The following is a 23,648-nucleotide window of genomic DNA, read 5'->3' on the forward strand; positions in this document are numbered from 1 at the left end:
CGGTGGAATCTCTCAATGCAAAATCAGGCAAGTACAGGTGATTGGTATGAAAAGATGGTTGAGTTTATTTCTATTCGGAGCGGCCGGAGCGCTATGCAGACAGTTAATAAGCATAGGTACCCAGCATTTCTATCCCTACGGTACGGAATCGTTTCCGTGGTCTACATGGATATGTAATATAATAGGCTGCGGAGTATTGGGTTATTTAACAGGGAAATTCCTTACTGACCGATCCTCCCTTTGGCTGAGAGAAGGTTTAACTGTAGGTTTGATCGGAGCATTTACCACTTTCAGCGCGTTTAGTATGGAAACGTTTGTACTAATGGAGCATAATCGTTATGACATGGCCGTTCTATATAGCGGATCAAGTTTTATAGCAGGTTGGACATGTACATATTTCGGTATCAGGTGGGGGACACCGGGAAAGAACGCATCTCATGCTGATTGATCTCATTCTTGTGGCTGTCGGAGGGGGCGCGGGAACGATATGCCGTGCTGCCATTTCGCAAAGATGGAACGGTCGTCCCGGGCAATCGCCGCCTTGGTTACCATGGGGGACCTTATTTGTTAATCTGATAGGATCTTTACTCTTAGGTGTGTTGATTGCTGTTGTTCAGTCTCAAACGGATGCGCCTTACCAATACAATAATCATTATTTGATTCTTGGACCGGGTTTTCTAGGAGGGTTTACAACGTTCTCCACGCTGATTCTGCAAGGAAATGATTTGTGGTCAGACGGGCATCAGAGAAAAGCAACTTTGTACATGTTCGGGACCGCGATACTAGGAATTTTTGCGGCAAGTATCGGTTTTATATTATTTACATACTTTTTAAGTTGAAGGAGAGAATGACATGGATATGATCGTCCAACCGACGTCAAGACTACAAGGGGAGATTCAGGCATTATCTTCCAAAAATTATACAACGCGGTATTTGCTCGTAGCGGCTCTCGCAGAGGGTACTTCAACGATTTATTATCCGGCACACAGCGAAGACAGTGATGCCATGAGAAGATGTATCCGTGACTTAGGTGCGGTCATCACGGAGGATGATGAGAAGATCGTAATTACGGGTTTCGGCAAACATCCCGCCTCTGTAGAGCAGTTGGATGTTGGTAACGCAGGGGCCGTCCTGCGCTTTCTTATGGCGATTGCTGCTTTATGTCCCGAAGTTACGTTTATTAATACGTATCCGGATTCTTTAGGGAAGCGTCCGCATGACGATTTGATTGATGCTCTGAAACAAATGGGTATTGAGGTTGAACATCAATCTGGGCGGCTGCCCATTACGCTGAAAGGCGGTTCGCCGAAAGGAGGACGCATTCGGGTATCCGGCAGTGTCAGCTCACAGTATTTAAGCGCGCTGCTGTTCCTGACACCCTTACTGCCTGAAGACAGTGAGATTGAAGTGCTTCATGATCTGAAATCCAAAGTTGTTGTCGGTCAGACGTTGGAAGTTTTGGCTCAGGCGGGAATCCGGATCGATGCCAGCGACGATCTGATGTTCTATAAAGTACCGGGACGGCAATCGTACCAAGCTAAGGAATATTCGGTACAAGGGGATTATCCGGGTTCTGCCGCTATTTTGGCCGCTGCGGCTGTTGTGGATTCGGACGTAACCGTGCTTCGCTTGGAGGAAAACAGCAGGCAAGGAGAACGCGCTGTTGTGGACGTGTTGAAAGCGATGGGCGTGGATTTAACTCATGAGGGAAGCGTCGTTCGCGTGCAAGGCGGCAAACCCATGAAAGCCGGCGAATTCGACGGAGATGAGTTTACGGACGGCGTGCTTGCGATGGTTGCGGCAAGTGTGTTCGCGGAGGGAACTTCGCGTTTCTATAACGTAGAAAACTTGCGATATAAGGAATGTGACCGAATTACGGATTATTTAAATGAACTTCGTAAAGCAGGTGCGCAAGTCGAAGAGCGCCAAAGCGAAATTATAGTTCACGGCCGTCCCGAAGGAATTGAAGGTGGAGTAGAGATCAACGCGCATTATGACCATCGGGTAATTATGTCACTGACTGTTGTCGGTCTTAGAGCTAAACAACCCATACGGATTAAAGACGCACATCATGTAGCGAAGTCTTATCCGCATTATTTTGACCACTTAAAAAGTTTAGGCGCTAATGTTCAATGGGTTGAATAAGAGAGGAGATTCCAAATGACTTTTGAAAATCCTGCACGCGAAGAAATTAAGAAAATTTTGGAACGCGCCGACAATGTGGCTGTAGTGGGTTTATCGGATAATCCGGAGCGTACTTCGTATATGGTTGCACAGGCTATGCAAGCCAGGGGTTATCGAATCATTCCCGTCAATCCCAACGCCGACGAAATACTTGGTGAGAAGAGCTACCCGACGCTCAAGGATATACCGGAATCCATTGATATCGTCAACGTCTTCCGGCGGAGTGAACATACGCCTCCGATCGCTCAAGAAGCGGTAGAAGCGGGTGCTAAAGTGCTGTGGCTGCAGTTGGGCATCGCGAACGAGGAAGCCGCACAAATCGCCGAAAGCGGAGGTCTGACCGTCATCATGGACCGTTGCATTAAAGTGGAAGACGCCATAACCGGGCCTCTCAAGAAATAATTGGTAAGTCCAAAACATCATAAAACGCAATCGCCTAAGAGAAAATAATCGAGGCTTTATGTTTGGACGGGTGCGCTTACTGTCCTGCGTAAAGACCTCATTTTCAAATAGGAGGCTGCTCAGCATGAATAATTATCATACTTCCGGCTACAAAGGCAACCAACAAGGCCATGACCGCCAATACCGTGAAGATTCCCAATCTCCGTCCAGCTATGCTACAAACAGCTACTCAAGTAATACACAAGGCTACCAACCGACAGGATATGTGAAGTCTGTATACGGACAAAAGCAACAACAACAATACGGCGGACAAAACTTTTCTTCCGGTACATCCAATTTCCACACATCAGGCTATAAAGGTAACCAACAAGGTCATGACGCTTACTATCGCGAAGATTCCCAATCTCCATACCCGAACGTAACGTCCAGCTTCCACACTTCAGGCTACAAAGGCGACCAACAAGGTCATGACCGTCAATACCGTGAGGATTCCCAATCCCCCAATGCCAACATCACTTCAAGCTTCCACACTTCCGGATACAAAGGCAACCAACAAGGTCATGACCGTGCATACCGTGAAGATTCCCAATCACCGTCAACATATGCAACAGGATCATCATATAGTCAATCAACACAAGGTCAATACGGCCAAAATCAAGGACAAGGTCAATACGGTCAAGCACAATACGGACAATCGCAATACGGACAATCCCAATATGGCCAAAACAGCTACACATCAGCGAACAGCTACCACACTTCAGGTTATAAAGGCGACCAACAAGGCCATGATCGACAATACCGTGAAGATTCCCAATCTCCATCAAGCTACCGCGCTTAAATCATATTCAACAATGGCGGACCTTCGGGTCCGCTTTTTCATGTTTTGTTTTGACAAACAGGTGGGGTACACTATACCATCAAGAAGAGGAAAGGAGGATGTCCCTTGAACTTGATGGGAAACTTACAGCAATTCGGCCGATCCTTGATGATGCCGATGATTACACTGCCGGCGGCGGCGATTCTGATCAGCTTGGCGAACTTGCCATGGGCTGCGATCGGAGCGGATTCCGTCGGGCATGTGTTGCTGATATCGGGTGAACAAATATTTCGTTATTTGCCTTTCATATTTGCTGTGGGCGTTGCTCATGGGTTAACGAAGAATGCAAGTATTGCAGCCATGTCGGCAATAATCGGATATTTTATATTTTTGCAAATAACGAAAGAGTATGTGGGCGAATCCTTCCACCTGGGTATATCAGGCGGGATTATGATCGGGGTCATGTCAGCGATTGTTTATAATCGATTTAAAGATATCAAGCTTCCGGAAGCCATACAATTCTTTGGAGGACCGCGGTTTGTACCTTTAGTCATGAGTGTGGCATCTATATTGCTGTCAGCATTATTTGTATGGATTGGTCCGCATATGGAAACGGCTCTGATTCGGACAGGCGCTTGGCTTATTGAACTCGGAGGCTTCGGAACCTTTATATATGGAATTGCCCACAGATTACTGGTCCCTTGGGGATTACACCATATCATTAACAACTTTATGTGGTTTCAGGTAGGAGGATTCCAGGGAGCGGATGGACAGGCATCCATCGGGGACTTACCGCGATTTTTTGCTGGAGATCCTTCGGCAGGGATCTATATGGCTGGTCTGTATCCGACGATGATGTTCGCCTTACCCGCTATCGCACTGGCCATTATTCAAGAGGCCCGTGAAGATCTGAAGCCCAAGGTGAAAATTACGTTTCTTACCGCGGCTTTGGCTTCTTTTCTCACAGGGGTAACGGAGCCGATTGAGTTCGCGTTCCTGTTTGTTGCTCCCTATTTGTTCATTGTGCATGCGGTATTATCCGGCTTCTCCATGTGGATTGCTTATGCGCTTGATATTCATCACGGATTTTCGTTTTCTGCCGGTGCCATTGAATATTTGTTAAACTTGCATCTGTCCCATCATGGGTTATGGCTGATTCCGATCGGAATTCTATACGGACTTATTTATTATTATATGTTTCGCTGGGCCATCCGTCGGTTTGATATCCCGACGCCGGGGAGAGAAGAAGGCTCCGACTTGGAGGAGTGGGCAGGGGATATACGTCATCGTTCGCCGCTGATCCTGCAGGCGCTGGGCGGGAAGGGGAACATCGTGCAGCTTGAAGCCTGTATTACAAGGCTGCGTTTAACTGTTCATAACGACAGATTGGTCGATATGAATGCATTGCGCCATTTGGGCGCGGCGGGAGTTATGCGTTTAGGGGGCGGCAATGTTCAGGTTGTATTCGGTACGTTCTCCGAGCTAATCAGGGAAGAGATTATGAGAGTATTGCAGAAGGACGATGACCGCGTGTTGTTCCATGCTCCGTTACAGGGCCGTATGATACCGCTGTCCGAAGTGCCGGATCAGATTTTTGCCCGCAAGATCGTGGGTGACGGGGTGGCTTTCATTCCCGAGAAAGGCGAACTGGTTGCCCCGGTATCCGGTAAGATTGCCCATATTTACCCGAGTTTACACGCACTCGGCATCGTTACTTCGGAAGGACTGGAAGTTCTGCTGCATATCGGTATCGACACCTCGCTCATTAAAGGGAAGATGTTTACCGCGTATGTCAAGGAGGGTGATGAGGTGGAGCAGGGACAACTCCTGATTCGCTTTGACTTGCAGAAGCTGAAGAAAGAGAGCACTTCCACCATCACACCTATGGTAATAACGAACTCGGACCGGGTGAAATCATGGAGCTTCGCGCCTTTCAAGGCAGTCAAGAAAGGACAGGCTTCCGTTATGTCCGTCGTTCTTAATGATAAAGAAGCAATGGATGGAGAGAGAAAGCATGGTTAAAGGGATAGGAGCAGCAGCCGGGATTGCTATCGGTAAAGCTTTCGTACTGCCCACCTGGGAATGGGATCTTCCTGATGAAATGATAGACGTAACCGATCTGGCCAAGGAGTTTGAGAGACTGTACGAAGGGATCCGAACTTCTAAAGATGAAATTGAGTATATCAAGAAAGAAATTTCGGATGTGGTGGGTCATGAGGAATCCAACATCTTTGACGCGCATTTAGCTATATTGGATGATCCTGTGTTCATGAACGAAATTCGAGGTATCATTCAACGGCAGTATAAAGCTGCCGAAGTTGCCGTAAAGGAAGTTATTGACAAATTTGTCAATATGTTTGATTTGCTCGATGATGAATATATGAAAGAACGGGCATTGGATATCAAGGATGTCGGCAACCGTCTTTTGAAACATTTGATCGGTTCCCCGGATGTTACATTGCCTTCAGACAATCAACCCTTCATACTGGTAGCCAAAGAAGTGTCTCCTTCACAACTTGCTCATTTAAATCCGGCTAATGTTCTCGGGATTGCAACATTGCTGGGAGGGACGACATCTCATTCAGCAATTATGGCGCGCGCATTAGGGATTCCGCTGGTGTCCGGTCTTGAAGGGAAATTTGTGAAGCCTGTAACGACAGGAGATCATTTGATCATTGACGGCGAGGAAGGAGTCGTTCATGTCAATCCCGGCGCGCATGTCATCGCTCGTTATACGAACCGAAAGACAATGGCTAAGGAAGCGGCTGATCGTCTGCAAGATTTAGCAACAGTACCTGCCATTACCTCAGACGGCTTTGAAGTCCAACTTGAGGCGAATATATCTTCACTGAAAGAATTGGAACATGTGTTGCGGAACGGAGCCTCCGGCGTCGGTTTATTCCGGACAGAGCTGCTGTATATGGATCGAACGAGCCTGCCCACCGAAGAGGAGCAATTCACCGTATACAAGGAAGTTGCGGAGCGTATGGGCGGGAACCCCAGCATTATCCGGACGCTGGATATCGGCGGCGATAAACAGTTGGACTATTTTGCGTTGCCGGAAGAAGAAAATCCTTTTCTCGGGTACAGAGCGATTCGGATCTGTCTGGAAGAGACAGGGTTGTTTCGGACCCAGTTGCGAGCTATTTTGCGGGCTAGCGCGTACGGTCAAGTGAAGATTATGTACCCGATGATTTCCAGTGTGGAAGAGATCAGAGAGGCTAACCGAATCTTGAGCGAAGTAAAAGAGGAATTAAAGGATGCTTCTGTGCCCTTTCAATCGGACATTGCGGTTGGTATTATGATAGAGGTACCTGCGGCGGCCCAGATCGCTGACGTTCTTGCGGAAGAAGTCGATTTTTTTAGCATAGGTACCAATGACTTGGTACAATATGTGCTTGCCGTGGATCGGATGAACGAGAAGATTGCTCATCTATATGAGCCTTATCATCCCGCAGTCCTGCGTCTGTTGAAGTTTACGGTAGAGTCGGCCCAACGTAAAGGGATTCCTGTAGGCGTATGCGGTGAAATGGCAGGCGATATTAAGGCTTTGCCGATCTGGTTGGGATTGGGCGTCCAGGAACTAAGCATGTCGGTGCAATCCTTGCTGAAAGTGAAAGATAAAGTGCTGGATTCCAGTAAAGAAGAATGTGTCCGTCTGACCGAACGTTTGTTGAAGTGCGGAACATCTTCGGAAATGCGCGCCGTGCTGGATCAATTTAATTCAAAGATTACTGTACAGGAGGGAACTTAAATGGAAATGAAGGGCTATAAAGTATTAGCGTTTGTTGATGAAGAATTTGAAGATCTGGAAATGTGGTATCCCGTGCTACGATTGCGTGAAGCAGGAGCTCAGGTGGATTTGGTTGGACCTAAAGCCAACACGGTATACCACGGCAAGTACGGTGTGCCTCTGCAAACCGAATACGCTTTTGAAGATGTGAAGTCTAAAGATTACCTCGGGTTATATGTACCCGGTGGTTGGGCGCCGGACAAACTGCGACGTTACGCGGATGTCATTCGACTGACTCAAGAGTTTCACAAGGACGAGAAGCCGATTGCCCACATTTGTCATGCCGGATGGGTGCTGGCTTCCGCCAAGATCTGTAAAGGGTATACGATGACATCCACACCCGGCATCAAAGATGATTTAGAGAATGCCGGAGCCATTTGGGTGGACGAAGAAGTGGTCATAGACCGAAATATTGTATCAGGACGCAGACCTCCGGATTTGCCCGCGTTTACTAAGGCGTTTGTTGATGTGTTGGCAGCCAGACTAAACAGATAGAAACGGATTGATATTTATGAAATATGTGTTTCGCGCTTTGCCGGCCGTCCTTGTGATGGCCCTTATTTTTTATTTTTCATCGCAAACCGGTGACGATTTGAATAGCCTGTTTCCTTTGTTTCAACGATGGTTCCCTGGTATGAATAATTTTGACTGGGGACATTTCGTAGCTTATTTCATTCTTGCATTGGCATACCTGATCGCGTTTCCCAAAGACATGCGCAATATGAAAGTGAAGGTTATGGTGGTGTTGTTCTGTTTTCTTTATGGGTTAACAGATGAGTTTCATCAATCTTTTGTCGGTGAGAGGACGCCGGATGCGAAAGATCTGCGCAATGATACCATTGGAGCGGGTATAGCCATGCTGATCAGTTCCATTTCGCCGGTAAAACGATGGTTGCATAAACTTTAATTTTTTGCTAAAAAGTTCTAGTTCCCCCGAAGCAGGAGTTCATCGGCATGAGTCGAATATGTTACGGAATATAGGCTCATTCCGGTTTATATTTCCGGTTATTCAAATAAGGGGTGGTCAGGTTGCAGAAACCTTGCGCATGCGGGCATGTGATGTCCGTGAAACTACGTACTGTAATATATTCCAAGTCGGTGGAAATCGAGCACGTACCTGTATACTCCTGTGAAGCTTGCAAGCACAGTGAAATATTTCAAGAAGTAAAAGAAGAATTGAAGCAATGTATTGAAGGTCTGGGATCCGCCCCGGCGAAACAAGTGTTGCAATTTAACGAATTAAATGAGCTGGCGCATATTATTTATGTCGTATCTGACAAAGAATACATACATCTTACCGTAAGAGATATTGTTGAGGAGCGGATTAATCAGCTTCTGGATTTATTGTTGATTTCCCAGTCCGCGGGAGATGTGGCCTGGACTGCGGAAATTCGTTCCCGCCTGGCTCAAATTAGCCGGCATGCCGTTAAAGCTAATGATCTTATCGGCTGATAGAACGCGTAGAAACACGTATTTATATAGGTTGTCGGCGTTTTTTGAAAATGAAAAGGTTGTTTACATTGCGTATTGCCTTTTTTTGTCGTATCATATTTACAACGTATCGAACGATAAATTAGTGTAATGGAGAGAACGACATTGACCGTAACCATTTATGATGTAGCAAGAGAAGCAGGCGTATCCATGGCCACGGTTTCCAGGGTTGTAAATAATAACCCTAACGTGAAACCGCAGACCCGTAAGAAAGTATTTGAAGCGATTGAGCGATTGGGGTACCGTCCGAATGCGGTGGCCAGAGGTCTCGCCAGCAAGAAGACCACAACCGTGGGTGTTGTAATTCCTGATATTTCGAATCAGATTTTCGCTGAAGTCGCACGCGGAATCGAGGATATCGCGAACATGTACCATTACAACATTATTCTATGTAATGCGGACAAGCGTAAAGAGAAGGAAATTCGTGTTATCAATACTTTGCTTGAGAAGCAGGTGGACGGGCTCTTGTTTATGGGCGGCACGGTAACGGAGGAGCATGTGCAAGCGTTCCGCACGGCATCTGTACCGATTGTGCTCTGCGCTACTACGGACGAGCAGGCCACGATTCCATCGGTAGATATTAATCACGAAGAAGCGGCTTATGATGCGGTACATACGCTCTTGGAAAGCGGCCATAAGCAGATCGCCATGATCAGCGGCACTTTGCAAGATCAATCCAATGGTTATGCTCGATATCAAGGTTATAAGCGTGCTTTGGAAGAAGCGGGATTGGCCTTGAATGAAGAGTATGTAAGAATCGGTAATTACCGTTACGAATCCGGTGTGGATATGATGAAATATTTCCTCGAATTGCCGGAACGACCAAGCGCGGTATTTGCCGCAACGGACGAGATGGCCATCGGTGCGATTCACGCCATTCAGGATGCCGGATTGAAAGTACCTGAAGATGTCTCCGTCATTTCGGTGGACAACATTAGAATGGCTTCCATGGTGCGTCCTCAGTTAACTACGGTTGCTCAACCCATGTATGACATCGGCGCGGTTTCCATGCGTTTGCTGACCAAGCTGATGAAGAAAGAACCTGTGGAACAGAATCGGGTTATTTTGCCGCATGAGATTATCCGCCGGGCGTCTGTAGCTCAATTGTAAGGCTTTTATGACCACAAACGAAGCGCTTGTCCTTTCCCTTGCGGGAGAGGATAAGCCTTTTATTTTGAGTAAGTTTGCGTACATGATGAGAATGGAGAGGGAGAACGGTTATGTCGAATACAACCATTGGTTTAATCGGAGCGATGGATGAAGAAATCCAATTAATGTTGGAGCAGCTTAAGAATGTAAAAGAATCACAAGCCGCCGGTATTATCTACTATGAAGGACAGTTCAAGGGGAAATCTCTTGTCCTGTGTAAGTCAGGCGTTGGTAAAGTGAACGCGGCTGTATGCACCCAACTGCTCATTGACCGTTACCGGGTGAACGCGGTGTTATTTACAGGTGTTGCCGGGGCCGTTGACCCTTCGTTGAACATCGGAGATATTGTCATCTCCACCGAATGCCTGCAACATGATATGGACGTGACGGCACTTGGTTATGAGCGTGGCATTATCCCCTTCGCGGCAGTATCCCGTTTCACGGCAGACCCGACGTTGGTGGCGTTGGCGGAAGCTTCTTGCGCTCGCCTGTTCGATGGTCGTTCCGTGAAAGGAATTGTGCTTTCAGGAGATCAATTCGTCGCTGACCGCGATAAGGTTCGGGATTTGTATGAATCGATGCAAGGGGCCTGCACGGAGATGGAAGGCGCGGCCGTTGCTCAAGTCTGCAGCATGAACGGTGTACCTTATGTCGTCATACGTTCGATGTCGGATAAAGCGGATGGATCAGCGCATGTAAACTTTGGGGAGTTTACCATTCAGGCTTCGGAAAACTCTCATCGAATCGTGGAAGATATGATCGCTTCGATGTAATCCGAGCTTGGCCGAAAGTTGGAAAGGACCTTCAGTGGAGCATCGCTCCGCTAAAGGTCCTTTCTGTTATGGGGGTTAACCGACCGTTTCTGGCGGCAAATGTAAGGTTGTCAGTTGGAGTGTTCTGCGATTCTTTTCGGTGATTTCATCGCGCCGCGGCATCGACTCCCAGCTTGCCGGGTTATCGAGCCACGTACCAGGCAGTTGCTTCGGGCTCTGCGGGCCCCATTCATCCAACCAATCCTGTGGCAGGGGCAACAGCCCGTCTGCTTCCACGGAGGCTCCAAGCGGATGACCGCTCATCTCCAGCCATAGTAAGCTCCATGCGCGGGGAACAACCCGCCAGATGTCGTAGCCGCCTCCGCCGAGCGCAATCCATCTTCCTTCACAATGTTCATGAGCCAGACGGTGGATGATTTGAGGCATACGGGCATAAATGTTCATGGAGCAATGAATATGGGAAAGGGGATCATACGCATGCGCGTCACATCCGTGCTGACTGACAATAACGTCAGGCTTGAACGCGGCAACAACGCGCCGAAGCGACTCTTCAAAGCATTCCAGCCAAGAAGCATCCTCGGTATAGGGCTCCATCGGCAGATTGAAGTTGCAGCCGTATCCAAGTCCGTCTCCGCGCTCATCCACACCCCCTGAACCCGGAAATAGATACTTACCGGTCTCATGGATCGAGAATGTGCACACGTCCGGATCCGTGTAGAACGTCCATTGCACACCGTCTCCGTGGTGAACGTCTGTGTCAATGTAAAGCACCCGCGCACCATACTTCGCGCGGATGGAGGCAATGGCGACGGAGGCGTCATTGTATACGCAGAAGCCAGCGCCTTTCCCTGAGAAAGCGTGGTGTAACCCACCTCCTAAATGCAGCGCATGACTGGTTTCACCGGACATGACCAATTCGGCTGCCTTAAGTGAGCCGCCAACCACTCTGGCCGTAATCTCGTGCATACGGGTAAAGTAGGGGGTATCCTCGGAAGTCAAGCCGTAAGATTCAGCCCGTGCGAGCCACTCGCGATCCGGTGCGGGCAGACTCAACGCTTGGACAGCTTGTATATATTCCTTCGAATGAACATAGCCAAGCTCTTCTTCCGTGGCGGAACGGGGAGAGATGACAGCCTCATCGGGCAAAGCTCCCGCTTTGCGAAGAAGGTCGCAAGTCAGCACTAACCTTTGTTGATTAAAAGGATGACTGTCGTTAAAACGGTAATCGATTTCATCTTGATGAAAAACAAACTTCGCTCCCTCATCCACAATCTTCATCTTGATAACTCCTTGCTTTATAACATCATTGTTATTTCAATACATAAATCTGTTCTGGAAACGCACCCTGTCAAACTGCTCCACGGACGTCATAGGCACATCTTTGCCTACCCGCACCATCAGGCAGTTGGCAGGATGTGAGCAAATTTCCGGATCGTCGGTAGCATACCACACCATACCGGCCGACTCCATCAACCTTTCCATCATTTTACGATAGTCCCATACATTCAAACCGGAGCCTGCTAAATCCCAATGCCAGTAATATTCTGTAGTAAAAACGATATAAGGCTCCAATTGCCTACCGGCAAACCCAAGTCGAATCATTCGCTTACCCAGCCCAAGTGAACGGTAGGGAGCAGCAACCTCAACGGCACCTAATTCAATTAAATCAATCATCTTTCCTTCCGACCATCGTTCCATCTCATCCGGGTAATGAAAAGTTACATAACCTATAATCACTTCGTCAAGGGTAGTTACAATCATTCGTCCTTCCGGTAAACCGGCGATTTCCACCAGCGCTTCTTGTTGTTCCCGGGGTCTGCGAAATGCCTTAAGGCCTTCATGCATGGACAAGCCCTTCAAATAAGCAGGAGTGACAGGTCCTTCAATTAAGAGCGTCTTATCTTGATAGGAGACTTCCTCGGAGTGATAGATTTTGCTGTGTTTCATCGAATGCCGCTCCTTTCGCATACCTTACTTATAGCAAAAAAACACGCACATGAAAAGTGTAGTCGGGTCTGAAATCTTTATGGTATAATGAACAATGGCAAAATATTCTCACAATTGTTTCACCGATCCGACATAATTGTAAGCGCTAACGAACTGTTTCATTATTCGCTTGGGAGGTACGGCTATGGGGAACACACATGAAGAGATCATTCCGGTTACGGCACAATCGACTAACCTAGGAACCTATGAGGAAGCAAGAGCCGGATTCCGCTGGGAGCAGGTAGAAAGACATTTCTCCTGGCATGAGACGGGTAAGCTGAATATCGCGTACGAAGCGATCGATTATCACACCAACGGTGCCCGTAAAGATAAGGTTGCGCTGTATTACAGCGATCTTACCCGGGAAGAACAATATACGTTTGAAGATCTGCGCAAAGCATCCAACCGTTTTGCGAATGTACTTCGGGAACGTGGCATTAAGAAAGGTGATCGTGTCTTCATCTTCATGCCGAGGACGCCTGAGCTTTATTTCTGTCTGCTGGGCGCACTGAAAGTCGGCGTGATTGTAGGGCCCTTATTTGAGGCTTTCATGGAGACAGCCGTAAGGGATCGCTTGCAAGATTCCGGGGCTGTAGCCATTATATCAACACCGGCGTTGGTTTCTCGCGTACCTCGCGACGAATTGCCTGAGTTGAAGCATGTGATTCTTGTGGGTTCTGATATCGAAGCTGATTCAGGAGTCATCGATTATCATCGAGAGATGGCTGACGCTTCGGATGAAGCTGAGATTGAATGGATGGACCGCGAGGATGGACTTCTATTGCATTATACCTCGGGTTCGACCGGTAAGCCTAAAGGGGTCTACCACGTTCATAACGCCATGATTCAACATTATTATACGGGCCGTATGGTGTTAGACTTACAGGAAGATGATGTATATTGGTGTACAGCTGATCCGGGGTGGGTTACAGGCACGTCCTATGGCATCTTTGCTCCTTGGCTGAACGGCGTTACCAATGTAATTCGCGGAGGAAGGTTCTCTCCGCAGGATTGGTACAAGACGATTGAAAAGTATAAAGTAACGGTTTGGTATAGTGCGCCTACTGCATTCCGGATGCTAATGGGGGCGGGGGACGATGTGGTGAATCAATTCAACCTTTCCTCCTTGCGTCATGTGTTGAGTGTAGGCGAACCCCTGAATCCTGAAGTGGTTCGTTGGGGAATGAAGGTATATAATCATCGCATTCACGATACTTGGTGGATGACGGAAACCGGTGCTCAACTGATATGTAATTATCCCTCCATGCCCGTTAAACCTGGGTCCATGGGCCGACCGATCCCAGGCGTTCAAGCCGCCATTATTGATGACGCCGGTCAGATTCTGCCGCCGTATCGGATGGGTAATCTGGCTATTCGCACACCGTGGCCATCCATGATGCGCAAGGTGTGGAATAATCCTTCCAAGTACGAAGAGTACTTTAGATTGGATGGCTGGTACGTCTCCGGAGATTCAGCTTATTGCGATGAAGACGGATATTTCTGGTTCCAGGGACGAATTGATGATGTGATTAACACATCAGGGGAGCGAGTAGGGCCGTTTGAAGTGGAGAGCAAGCTGGTCGAACATCCCGCTGTCGCGGAAGCTGGAGTTATAGGCAAGCCTGACGCCATGCGCGGTGAAGTGATTAAGGCTTTTATCTCTTTAAGAGAGGGTTATGTTGCCTCGGAGGAGTTAAAAGCGGAAATTTCCAAGTTCGTAAAGGAAGGGCTATCGGCACATGCGTCACCGCGTGAAATTGAGTTTCGGGATAAGTTGCCCAAGACCCGAAGCGGTAAAATAATGAGACGGGTGCTTAAGGCTTGGGAACTTAATCTGCCCACGGGCGATCTTTCAACCATTGAAGATTAATACACAATAATAAGCCCCGACAAGACGCAGTCGCTTGTCGGGGCTTATTTCTGTTGATTTAAGGCTTGAATTCAACAACCTTTGATTTTTCGGATTCTCCGGCGATATTTACGGCCGAAACCCGATAAAATCCGCTTATCGGGACAGATACATAATCGAAGCTGGTCTGATCGGTGGAACCGATGGTATTGAAAGGACCCTTAGCTTTGTCAGAGAAGTAAATGTTATAGATATCAACGTGATTGGCTTCGGGACTGCCCTGCCAGGTCATATGAATGCCTGTGCCTGTACCCGTAACCTTAACGTTTGCGGGCGCTTGCGGGACCGTGCCGGATTCTGGATTCGGACCGCCGCCGGTTTCTCCATCCTCCGGAACTGTCTCCTCAGCACTGCCCTCAGGAAGGGCGTCGGAAGAATCAGGTCCAACGGATTCGGATGAATCATTACCATTCTGACCGACGGAAATTTCCTCGCTCGGTGTCGACTCGTTTCCGGCCACATCGACGGCCGTCACATAATACCGATAGCTGTTCGTTGAAGTAATATAATCAACGAACTTCAGGTTCTGTCCGGTCAGCACGACCTTGCCGCTTAACCGGCCGAACGAACCGTCGTTAACCGCTCGGTACAAGCGGTAACCCACAACATCGCCGCTGCCGCTCGGCTGAAAGCGAAGGATGGCAACCCCGCCATCCTGCGATACGGCGAGATTGCGAGGTGGTGTGGGAGCGCGTCCTTCATCCTTGCGCGGATCCTTGGCGGAAGGGGCGTCGTTGCCGCTGTCCAAGGGGCGGAATTGATCCAGCGGTTTCCTGTCGTCGGCATCCAGCTTGGACTGGGCTTCTTTAATCTCCACCAACAATTCATAAACAGGTTTCTCGCGCTTGACTACCATACGTTCCTGTACGAAATCTCCGGGCGTGCCTTCTTGGGCGATGTAATTAATCCCGTTATAAGTGATGAACCGCTCATTAACAAGAACGTCATCTTCTTCCGTAGGTATAAACCTGCGGTTGAAAAGATCGGTTACCAAATGATTCGTCTCTTTAATCAAAGGACTTGGCAGCTTGCCTGAAACATCGGAAACGGTGAATTTGACGATTCCCTCGGGCTGTGCGAATGTCTTGGTTGTAAACCATTCCGGCTTCAAATCGATAGCTTGATCCAGCACCTTAGCCCAGATATGCTGTGCCCGTTTCTCTCCGGCTTTAGACAATCGGTTCTTCTGCAGCTTATATCCCGACCATACACCCAAGGTGACATCCGGTGTATAGCCGACAAACCAGACATCGCCGTAGTTTTGGGTGGTGCCGGTCTTGCCGGCAATCGGTACTTTATTATAGTGTTTAAAGTTGTTGGTCAGCGTCGTACGGGCTGTACCGTCCGTAACAACGGTTCTGAGCATGTCCGTCATCAGAAAAGCCGATTGTTCGCTGACAACTTGTTCAGGCGCGTTATGATGAGTATAAATGACATTTCCTTTGGAATCTTCAATTTTACGAATCATATAAGCATCAGCAAAGTTACCCTTGTTCGCGATTGTAGCATAAGCATTCGTAAGTTCCTCCACCGTTACTCCCTGGGATAAACCGCCAATCACTCCGGTCTGCGCGCCTTCATCACTTTCCGTAATCGTAGTTATGCCTAATTTTCTTGTGAAATCCCAAGCGTTTTTGATACCGATATCGTAAAGGAAAATCTTTAATGCAGGTAAATTATAAGATTTGTTAAGCGCTTCTCTTGCCGTGACTAAGCCATTATATTTCTTGGTCGAATTGGAAGGAATGTGGAATCCCTTACTGTAATCTTTCAGAATGATTGGCGCGTCATCAAGGATGGATGCGGGTTGCACCGTACCTTTGTCCAGCGCAGGGAGGTAAGCGGCAATGGGTTTCATGGCCGAACCAGGCTGACGTTTCATCTGTGTCGCATAATTCATGTTCTCCAGGTCGTAATCACGGCCTTCAATCATGCTTAAGATGGCACCGTCATTATTATTAAGCATAATGGCGGCAATCTGTTCAACTCCCTTGGTTTCGGAGTCAGGAGAGAAATTATCGGGATTTCTGGCAATGTCCCGCATTCCTTTATACAGCGTTTTATCTATGGTTGTGTATACCTTATAACCGCCCCGAAGCAAATGGGCTCGTGCGTCTTCAAGCTCATCCCTGTATTCCGGCAAACTTAATTCAGGTAACGTCAGATTAGGATTCTGTACAAGCATTAATTGCTTCGCTGCTTGCCGCTCCGCTTCAAACATCAAATATGGGTAAGCCGCGTAAGCCTTCTGCGCGGATGGTGCGATGGATGCCTTAAGATTAAAGGCTAGCGCTTCTTGATATTCGGTCTCTGTGATCTTTCCGTCTTTGCGCATTTCGCTTAGAACAAGCTCCATTCGTTTAACGGCTCTGTCATAACCTTCAGCGTCGAATTCTCCTTTGCCTGTGAAGGCGGAATAAGCGCTGGGCAGTTGAGGAAGACCAACCAGATAGGCGCTTTGCGCCAGATGAAGCTTGCTCAGATCATCAACGTTAAAAATACCTTTGGCGGCTGCTTTAATTCCATACAAGTTGTATCCGCTCGACCCGTTCCCGAAAGGAACTTTGTTGAGATAAGCAACTAGAATATCTTGCTTGCCCATAAACCGTTCCATCCGAAGGGATAGGAGAATCTCTTTCAGCTTCCTGTCTTCGGTCTTGTCCAGACTTAAAAACACCCTGCGTGCCAATTGTTGTGTCAACGTGCTGCCGCCGGTCTGTTCGGCTTCATTAAGCAGCTTCTGCTTTACCGCACGAGTGGTACCTTTAACGCTAATTCCGGGGTGCAAGAAAAAATCCTTATCTTCAATTGAAGTTAACGCATCAATTAAGCGGGGAGGAATGTCCTTCCATTGGACAAGTCGCCGATCTTCCTCCGTGGTTAATTGACCTACAACCGTATCGTCATTGAAGTAAACAAAGCCTGTGATTGCATTTTCCTGCATCTTCGCCATCATTTCTTGTTTACTACGCACAGGATCGTCTTTAACGATGGCCGAAACATAGCCGTAGGCTGCTCCGCCCGCAGCCAAGACGCCGAGCAAGCCGAGGATGAATAACCACTTCATTGTGAGCAGCATCATAAGCCCCGTTGTGCGCCATCGGCTTCTTTTCTTTGGCGGATCGGATGCTTCGTTGCGGGTTTCGCTATCTTGGTGTGAACTGGACTCATTCGTAGGTAACATGGTCTATGGAATCCCCCTCTGTATCAGAAATAGTATATCATAAAGGAAAAAAGTAGCATAGAATCACAATCCTTCCTGATGCTGCATTGGTTGACTTGCAGGTTCAAACTATGTTATTTTTAACAAAACTAAACATCAGACTAAAGCTGTGATGGACTGCAGTAGAACAGTTAACCTCGTTGAAGAGAGCCGGTGGTGGGTGTGAACCGGTACAGGCACTGATTTGAATTACCGTCCGGAGCTGATGGGAGGAACAATGCTTTCATGTCTTTTTTAGTGGACATAGGCAGTCAGTAGTCCCAATCCGGAATTTTCCGTTAACAATAATGAAGCGGAGGCGAGCCTTAGGGCAGCCTCAATTAGGGTGGTACCGCGAGCAGAAGCCTTCTCGTCCCTTTGATGGGATGAAAGGTTTTTTTGTTTTTTTTTGAAATAATATGGATATGTAAATGTACAGGTAACGGAGGAATGGATATGAAGTGGGAACAACTTACAGATGAGCAAAAGCAAGAAGTGGAGCGTCAGTTGAGTATCATTCGGCGAGGTGTTGTGGAGATTGTACCTGAAGATGATCTCAAAACCAACGTCATGAAAGCCGTGGTGACAGGGGAGCCGATGAAAATTAAACTAGGTTTGGACCCGTCAGCTCCTGATATTCATGTCGGACATACGGTTGTGCTTCATAAGCTTCGCCAATTTCAAGAGCTTGGTCATCAAATTCAACTAATTATCGGCGATTTTACAGGGAGAATCGGTGACCCGACTGGAAAGTCCGAAACTCGCAAACAGCTTACCGAAGAAGATGTCATGCGTAATGCCGAAACTTATAAGAAACAGATTTTCAAAATTTTGGATCCGGAATTGACAAAAGTTTATTATAACTCGGAATGGCTCAGCCCGTTGAATTTTGCCGATGTGGTGGGGTTGAGCGCAAAGGTCACAGTCGCCCGGATGATGGAACGCGATGACTTTACGAAGCGGTTTACAACCGGGCAGCCCATTTCCATTCACGAATTCTTCTACCCGTTAATGCAAGGTTATGATTCCGTCGCGTTGAAGAGCGATGTGGAGTTAGGCGGTACGGATCAAAAGTTTAATTTACTGATGGGTCGTACGCTGCAAAAGGAATATGGGGTAGATCCGCAGGCCGCGATTACGCTGCCTCTGCTTGAGGGTTTGGACGGCGTGAATAAAATGAGCAAAAGTTTGGGTAATTACATCGGTATAGATGAAGAACCGAATCAAATTTACGGGAAATCGATGTCCATTCCGGACGAGTTAATGTTGAAGTACTACGAACTCGCGACCGATATTTCGAATGATGAGCTGCTTGCTCTTCGGGAGGGGATGGCGAAGGGCACGGCGCATCCAAGGGATCTCAAGATGAGGTTGGCTTATACCTTCGTTCGGATGTATCAGGGGCAAGAGGCAGCGGAACAGGCTGAGCTGCATTTCAAAACAGTGTTCCAGCAAAGAGCGTTACCTCAGGATATCGAAGCAGTGGAGCTGTCTTCCAAAGAACTTGAGGAAGGAAGCATAAAACTGGTCAAGTTGCTTGTTACCTTAGGACTCCAAGCGTCAAACGGAGAAGCAAAGCGCAGTATTACTCAAGGCGCTGTAAAGATTAACGAAGAGAAGAAGGACGATCCTAATGCGGATATCCTGCCCGCCGAAGGAGATGTCATTCAAGTAGGCAAGCGTAAATTTGTAAAAGTAAAGCTTGTGTAGTATAACCTTATTCACGTATAACCTTCACTAAAGAGCCCTTACAAACCCGTGTTTGTGAGGGCTCTTGTATGTTGCGCAATACAAATAAATAAAGCCTTCCGGAGAAATCCGGAAGGCTTTATCGAAGTTAAGATTAACGGCTGTAGAACTCGACGATTTGTTTCTCGTCAATTTCTTGCGGAAGTTCAGCGCGTTCTGGCAAACGAACGTATTTACCTTCAACTGCAGCTTCATTAAACTCAAGGTAGTTCGGAAGGAAGTTACGGTTAGCAATGGCTTCTTTAACAGAAGAAAGACCTTTGCTTCTTTCGCGAAGGGAAATCATGTCGCCTGTGGAAACCAGGTAAGAAGCGATATCCACTTTCTTGCCGTTAACCAGGATGTGACCGTGGGAAACCAGTTGACGAGCACCCGCGCGGGAGTTCGCGAAACCAAGACGGTAAACCAGGTTGTCCAGGCGGCTTTCCAGCATGATCATGAAGTTCTCGCCGGCGATACCTTGTACTTTTTGAGCTTTCGTGTACAGGTTGCGGAATTGCTTCTCGTTCAAGCCGTACATGTGACGCAGCTTTTGTTTCTCAGCAAGTTGCAGACCGTAGCCGCTAACTTTCTTGCGTTGTCCAGGACCGTGTTGGCCCGGAGGGAAAGGACGCTTTAATTCTTTGCCTGTTCCGCTAAGGGAGATGCCGAGGCGACGGCTTAATTTAAATTTAGGACCTGTATAACGTGACATGTATAGTTGACTCCTTCATCAATGTGTTGTTTTTGATAAATATGGGTTCCCCGTGCCAAGCTTTGTTTGCGCCGCCGATAGGCAGGTCCTGACAAGCATGTTCAGCCGCAGTCTTGTCAGCAACAAAGATTGTGAGGGTAACACATCAGGCGCCCGATACTCTCAACTACAAATTTTATAAGAAAACAAGGTGCTATGTCAAGTTTTAAGCCTAATCTTTTTTATATAAATGATGGGAACCGCCCTAAGACCTAAGACATGATCTTAAAGTACTATATTTTTTTCGTGAATAAGGATAAAAATAGTGCATGTCCCTATGAAAAATAGTATGATAGGAGTATATAGTAATTATTGGATGTTATTCGCGAGTTGCCGTTTCGATTACCGTTTTTCATACATATTGAACGGATATAAGGGGTTTATATGACTGGAAATCTCCGTGATACGCAGTTTGGTCCGCAACAATATACTAACGAATCCATAAGTAACCAGCGAAGTCTTGGACGGGATGCGGAGGTTGGAGTTTCCGCTGTATCGGATCATTCTTCAGAGCAAGCCGATCCGCTTTCGCGTGTCGAGGCGCTGAAGGGTGCTTTTTGGTCATGGACGGACAAGTTTGCTGTTTCGCATTCAGGAGATCAGATTTGGTTTATAACGAATCTCGAAGGTGAAATTCTGTCGGGCAGGTTATTTGGGCAGGGGTTGTTAACGGAACAATTGAATCCTTTGATTGCACAGGGGTTCTCGTGGAGTACACTAGGCAGATCTGCGGTTACGGATTGTTTAAAGACATACAGAACTGCTTCGTTAAATCCGAATGAGCACAGCTCTGACTTGTTGAAGGAATGTGACTCGTTAGCTGTACCTATCTTTAATGAAGACGGTACGCCTGACATTTTGCTCGGTTGGGTTGGGTTCACTACAGATCAATCAGGGCGTTTAAAGGAATTGACTCAAGCTGCTGCAGGAATCAGCATTACTGCGGATTTACAAACGGAGCTCGCCAGAAATCGCATATTGCTTAGAGATAAAGAACGACTAGAGCGGGAAGCTGGGCTTCAAGGGCGACTTCTGCAGATATCCAGGAAGATGCATACCAAGATTGATGTTGACGCCGTGCTGTCGGAATTAATCCTTACAATAGAGAAAGTCTACAATGCTTATATCGATATATTTTTGTCTCAGGATAATGAAAGTCATAACAGTCGCGTGAAACCATTGGTGTTTAATACGGAAATGGATATTTGTACCCGTGCATTCATGGAAGGCCAATTAATACACGAAGCCGGCATAGATAACCCTTCTCAAGAAATTGTGGCCGCTCCATTAATAGGTAAACAAGGTATATATGGCGTACTACAGCTGCAAGCTTCTCCTGTCCGGTTTGAACGAAGTGATCTTGAATTTATTTCTTCGCTTGCAACAACCGCGGGAAATGCGTTTGAGAACGCCAGACTATATGAGCAATCCAACTTGCTGATCAGCGAGCTGCGACTAATTAATGAAATCACAAAGCGCCTGAATCAAAGTCTTAAACTGAACGATATTTTTGATTTCGCTACGAAGGAATTAATAGAGATTTTCGCTGCGGAATACTGCTGTATACTGCAGTTGGACAAAGAGTCGGATCAATTAATCGTACAGGCAAGCAATTTGCCTTCCATTACGAACACTTTTTTTTCAAGAGATTATGGTTATTCCGGTGCAATCTTCGCGACACAGGAGCCTGTTATCGTATCTGATTATTACAATTTGCCCGAACAGATTACCTCGCATTTAATGAAGTCAACTTCTTCCCGTTCATTGATCGGTTCACCAATCATTGTTAACTCGGAAGTAATCGGCACCATTTTGGTTACTCACAGACTGCCGAACTTTTTCTCTTACGAGAATTACAAGCTGCTTCAAGTGCTTTCCGGTCATATCGGGTTAGCTATGACGAACGCTTCACTTCATGCTGAAGTACGCCGGCGCGTCATTACGGACAGCCTGACAGGTTTGTATGTCCGACACTATCTGGATGAACAAGTGAACCTGCAACAGAAACAGGACTTTTGCGGCTCATTAATTCTGGTGGATATTGATTTCTTCAAACGGGTGAATGATACTTTCGGCCATCAGGTCGGAGACGAGATTCTAATTCAGGTCAGCAGCATTATCAAGTCCAGTATTCGTGAAAGCGATATTGCGGCAAGGTGGGGCGGGGAGGAATTGGCGGTGTATTTGCCGCAAGTGAATATTGAGCAGACGATTCGAATTGCGGAGCGGATCAGATCCAGAGTAGCCAAAGAAACGAATCCCCGGGTGACGGTCTCTTGCGGAATTTCAGAGTGGAGCTGGGAAGACGAGAAGATCAGTGTGGAAACCCTTTTCTACAAAGCGGATATGGCTCTTTATGAGGCTAAGCATCATGGCAAGAATCAATTAAGAATCCGTAAATAGGAGAAACCACTTGTCCATCATGGATAAGTGGTTTTTTGCGCAAATAATGAACTGTTCTGCCTTAAGTACGGCGACAGCCGTTTCACCTTGGCGCCCTCGCATGGTATAGAAAACACTCCTTCTTCAAACATTAAGACTGAGAAGGAGCGTGAAGTTATGGGCAGGATACAGCAATTTGCACAAGGGTTAGTTCTTGCGGGTGTTACCGTATTATTAGCTTCATGCGGGAGCGCGAATGAAGACCCGGAGCGATTATTAAGCTTGTCTATTTCTGGTTTATCCGGACAGGACAGCTTCACATTTGTGGGGCAATCGACAGTTGAATCCGGGGGGATGGTTATCCAAAGCTCACCGTTATACGAAGGGAAGCTGATAAACCATAATCAACTTTATGTGCAGTCAGTAGAAACAGATAACAGTCCAACCTCAGATCAAGGGATGATCACCTTGGGACCTCAACCTGTACTTTATGCTAAGGATAAGAATAATCGTTGGATTGCTTCAGTAGATGGGAAGAAGACAAACAGATTACCGGCTCAGTGGAATCCTTTGAACAAATTGGAGCAGCTTTATACTATGAAAAAAGAAGTTCATTCAGGTCAAGGTATTTTTACAAACGGGGTGACGGTGTTAACCATAAGGCCCGATGCTGAGGAAAATAAAAGACGGATGACACAAGAGCTTACCGAACAATTTCAACAGTATGGGATTGAATCCAGATTTCGGAATGCGAACCAGGCTTCACTATCGCTCAAGCGGCGTAGACAACTTGAAGCCGAAATTAAAGCTGCATATACAACGGAAGAAATCAGATTGAAAAAAATGCTGCATACGTTGCAAGTGGAGAGCATCTATTTGCTTGAAATTGATCGACAAACTCACCTTCCGGGTAAACTGCGAATTCGCGATGAATTGACATATATCCAAGACGGGAAATCCAGGTCGGAAACTAACAATTCCAGCTACGAATTTAAAGACTATGATAAAGGTTTTCAGGGACTTTAGACGGAGATTGGACTCCCGCTTAAAGAGAAGTCATGGTACAATAAAAACGTTA

Annotated in this window: 20 protein-coding genes and 1 other annotated feature; of the genes, 16 read left to right on the forward strand and 4 right to left on the reverse strand. The window is 47.1% G+C overall.

The annotated features are described in order from the left end of the window. Positions 1 to 46 precede the first annotated feature (46 nt). The 12 genes from SY83_RS23810 to SY83_RS15430 all read left to right on the forward strand — a co-directional run bounded on the left by SY83_RS23810 (position 47) and on the right by SY83_RS15430 (position 10,609). Complete coding sequence (locus tag SY83_RS23810; RefSeq protein WP_197479873.1) at positions 47 to 448, forward strand: fluoride efflux transporter FluC; 402 nt, start codon at positions 47 to 49, stop codon at positions 446 to 448. Next, positions 438 to 839 (forward strand): fluoride efflux transporter FluC, encoded by a 402-nt coding sequence (locus SY83_RS15380; RefSeq protein ID WP_068608097.1) that lies wholly within the window; start codon positions 438 to 440, stop codon positions 837 to 839. The genes SY83_RS23810 and SY83_RS15380 overlap by 11 nt, the downstream gene beginning before the upstream one ends. A gap of 13 nt (positions 840 to 852) precedes the next feature. Next, positions 853 to 2,145, forward strand: coding sequence for a 3-phosphoshikimate 1-carboxyvinyltransferase (gene aroA / locus SY83_RS15385; protein ID WP_068608101.1), 1,293 nt, complete (start codon positions 853 to 855; stop codon positions 2,143 to 2,145). Between the two features lie 15 nt (positions 2,146 to 2,160). Further along, positions 2,161 to 2,586, forward strand: coding sequence for a CoA-binding protein (locus SY83_RS15390; RefSeq protein WP_068608103.1), 426 nt, complete (start codon positions 2,161 to 2,163; stop codon positions 2,584 to 2,586). Positions 2,587 to 2,710: 124 nt separating this feature from the next. Beyond that, positions 2,711 to 3,424 (forward strand): hypothetical protein, encoded by a 714-nt coding sequence (locus SY83_RS15395; protein WP_068608105.1) that lies wholly within the window; start codon positions 2,711 to 2,713, stop codon positions 3,422 to 3,424. Between the two features lie 105 nt (positions 3,425 to 3,529). Next, the gene (locus tag SY83_RS15400) at positions 3,530 to 5,425 is read left to right on the forward strand and encodes a glucose PTS transporter subunit IIA (protein WP_068608106.1); all 1,896 of its coding nucleotides are present in this window, start codon (positions 3,530 to 3,532) and stop codon (positions 5,423 to 5,425) included. After that, entirely contained in the window at positions 5,418 to 7,157 is a 1,740-nt protein-coding gene (gene ptsP / locus SY83_RS15405; protein WP_068608108.1) for a phosphoenolpyruvate--protein phosphotransferase, read from the forward strand. The genes SY83_RS15400 and ptsP overlap by 8 nt, the downstream gene beginning before the upstream one ends. Next, a complete protein-coding gene (locus tag SY83_RS15410) occupies positions 7,158 to 7,691 on the forward strand; it encodes a type 1 glutamine amidotransferase domain-containing protein (RefSeq protein WP_068608110.1) in 534 nt (177 codons plus the stop codon). A 55-nt stretch (positions 7,692 to 7,746) separates the two neighbouring features. Beyond that, positions 7,747 to 8,103 carry a VanZ family protein gene (locus SY83_RS15415; protein ID WP_231891458.1) on the forward strand — a complete coding sequence of 119 codons (357 nt, stop codon included), beginning with the start codon at positions 7,747 to 7,749 and terminating at the stop codon, positions 8,101 to 8,103. A gap of 122 nt (positions 8,104 to 8,225) precedes the next feature. Continuing rightward, entirely contained in the window at positions 8,226 to 8,648 is a 423-nt protein-coding gene (locus SY83_RS15420) for a hypothetical protein (RefSeq protein ID WP_068608113.1), read from the forward strand. A gap of 129 nt (positions 8,649 to 8,777) precedes the next feature. Further along, a complete protein-coding gene (gene ccpA, locus SY83_RS15425; RefSeq protein ID WP_231891265.1) occupies positions 8,778 to 9,797 on the forward strand; it encodes a catabolite control protein A in 1,020 nt (339 codons plus the stop codon). 110 nt (positions 9,798 to 9,907) lie between these two features. After that, positions 9,908 to 10,609, forward strand: coding sequence for a 5'-methylthioadenosine/adenosylhomocysteine nucleosidase (locus SY83_RS15430; RefSeq protein WP_068608117.1), 702 nt, complete (start codon positions 9,908 to 9,910; stop codon positions 10,607 to 10,609). Positions 10,610 to 10,684: 75 nt separating this feature from the next. Here the strand turns inward: SY83_RS15430 and SY83_RS15435 are convergent, their stop codons facing one another. Continuing rightward, on the reverse strand, positions 10,685 to 11,887 hold the full coding sequence (locus SY83_RS15435) for an acetoin utilization protein AcuC (protein ID WP_068608120.1): 1,203 nt from the start codon (positions 11,885 to 11,887) through the stop codon (positions 10,685 to 10,687). 36 nt (positions 11,888 to 11,923) lie between these two features. After that, the gene (locus SY83_RS15440) at positions 11,924 to 12,556 is read right to left on the reverse strand and encodes a GNAT family N-acetyltransferase (protein WP_068608122.1); all 633 of its coding nucleotides are present in this window, start codon (positions 12,554 to 12,556) and stop codon (positions 11,924 to 11,926) included. A 184-nt stretch (positions 12,557 to 12,740) separates the two neighbouring features. Between SY83_RS15440 and acsA the strand changes: the two genes are divergently transcribed. Next, entirely contained in the window at positions 12,741 to 14,465 is a 1,725-nt protein-coding gene (gene acsA / locus SY83_RS15445; protein ID WP_068608124.1) for an acetate--CoA ligase, read from the forward strand. A 58-nt stretch (positions 14,466 to 14,523) separates the two neighbouring features. On the opposite strand, the gene SY83_RS15450 is transcribed toward acsA, so the two are convergent. Continuing rightward, a complete protein-coding gene (locus SY83_RS15450; protein WP_068608126.1) occupies positions 14,524 to 17,688 on the reverse strand; it encodes a transglycosylase domain-containing protein in 3,165 nt (1,054 codons plus the stop codon). A 139-nt stretch (positions 17,689 to 17,827) separates the two neighbouring features. After that, positions 17,828 to 18,087 (forward strand) — a binding site (T-box leader). Positions 18,088 to 18,162: 75 nt separating this feature from the next. Between SY83_RS15450 and tyrS the strand changes: the two genes are divergently transcribed. Continuing rightward, positions 18,163 to 19,416, forward strand: coding sequence for a tyrosine--tRNA ligase (gene tyrS, locus SY83_RS15455; RefSeq protein ID WP_068608128.1), 1,254 nt, complete (start codon positions 18,163 to 18,165; stop codon positions 19,414 to 19,416). A gap of 133 nt (positions 19,417 to 19,549) precedes the next feature. Here tyrS and rpsD read toward each other — a convergent pair whose 3' ends face one another. Then, positions 19,550 to 20,149: a 30S ribosomal protein S4 gene (gene rpsD, locus SY83_RS15460; RefSeq protein WP_068608130.1), complete on the reverse strand. Its 600-nt coding sequence runs from the start codon at positions 20,147 to 20,149 to the stop codon at positions 19,550 to 19,552. 423 nt (positions 20,150 to 20,572) lie between these two features. Between rpsD and SY83_RS15465 the strand changes: the two genes are divergently transcribed. Continuing rightward, positions 20,573 to 22,591 (forward strand): sensor domain-containing diguanylate cyclase, encoded by a 2,019-nt coding sequence (locus SY83_RS15465; RefSeq protein ID WP_068608132.1) that lies wholly within the window; start codon positions 20,573 to 20,575, stop codon positions 22,589 to 22,591. A 27-nt stretch (positions 22,592 to 22,618) separates the two neighbouring features. Next, positions 22,619 to 23,596: a hypothetical protein gene (locus tag SY83_RS15470; protein ID WP_197479874.1), complete on the forward strand. Its 978-nt coding sequence runs from the start codon at positions 22,619 to 22,621 to the stop codon at positions 23,594 to 23,596. Positions 23,597 to 23,648 lie beyond the last annotated feature (52 nt).

The sequence above is a fragment of the Paenibacillus swuensis genome, assembly GCF_001644605.1.
GTDB classification, from domain to species: Bacteria; Bacillota; Bacilli; order Paenibacillales; family DY6; genus Paenibacillus_N; species Paenibacillus_N swuensis.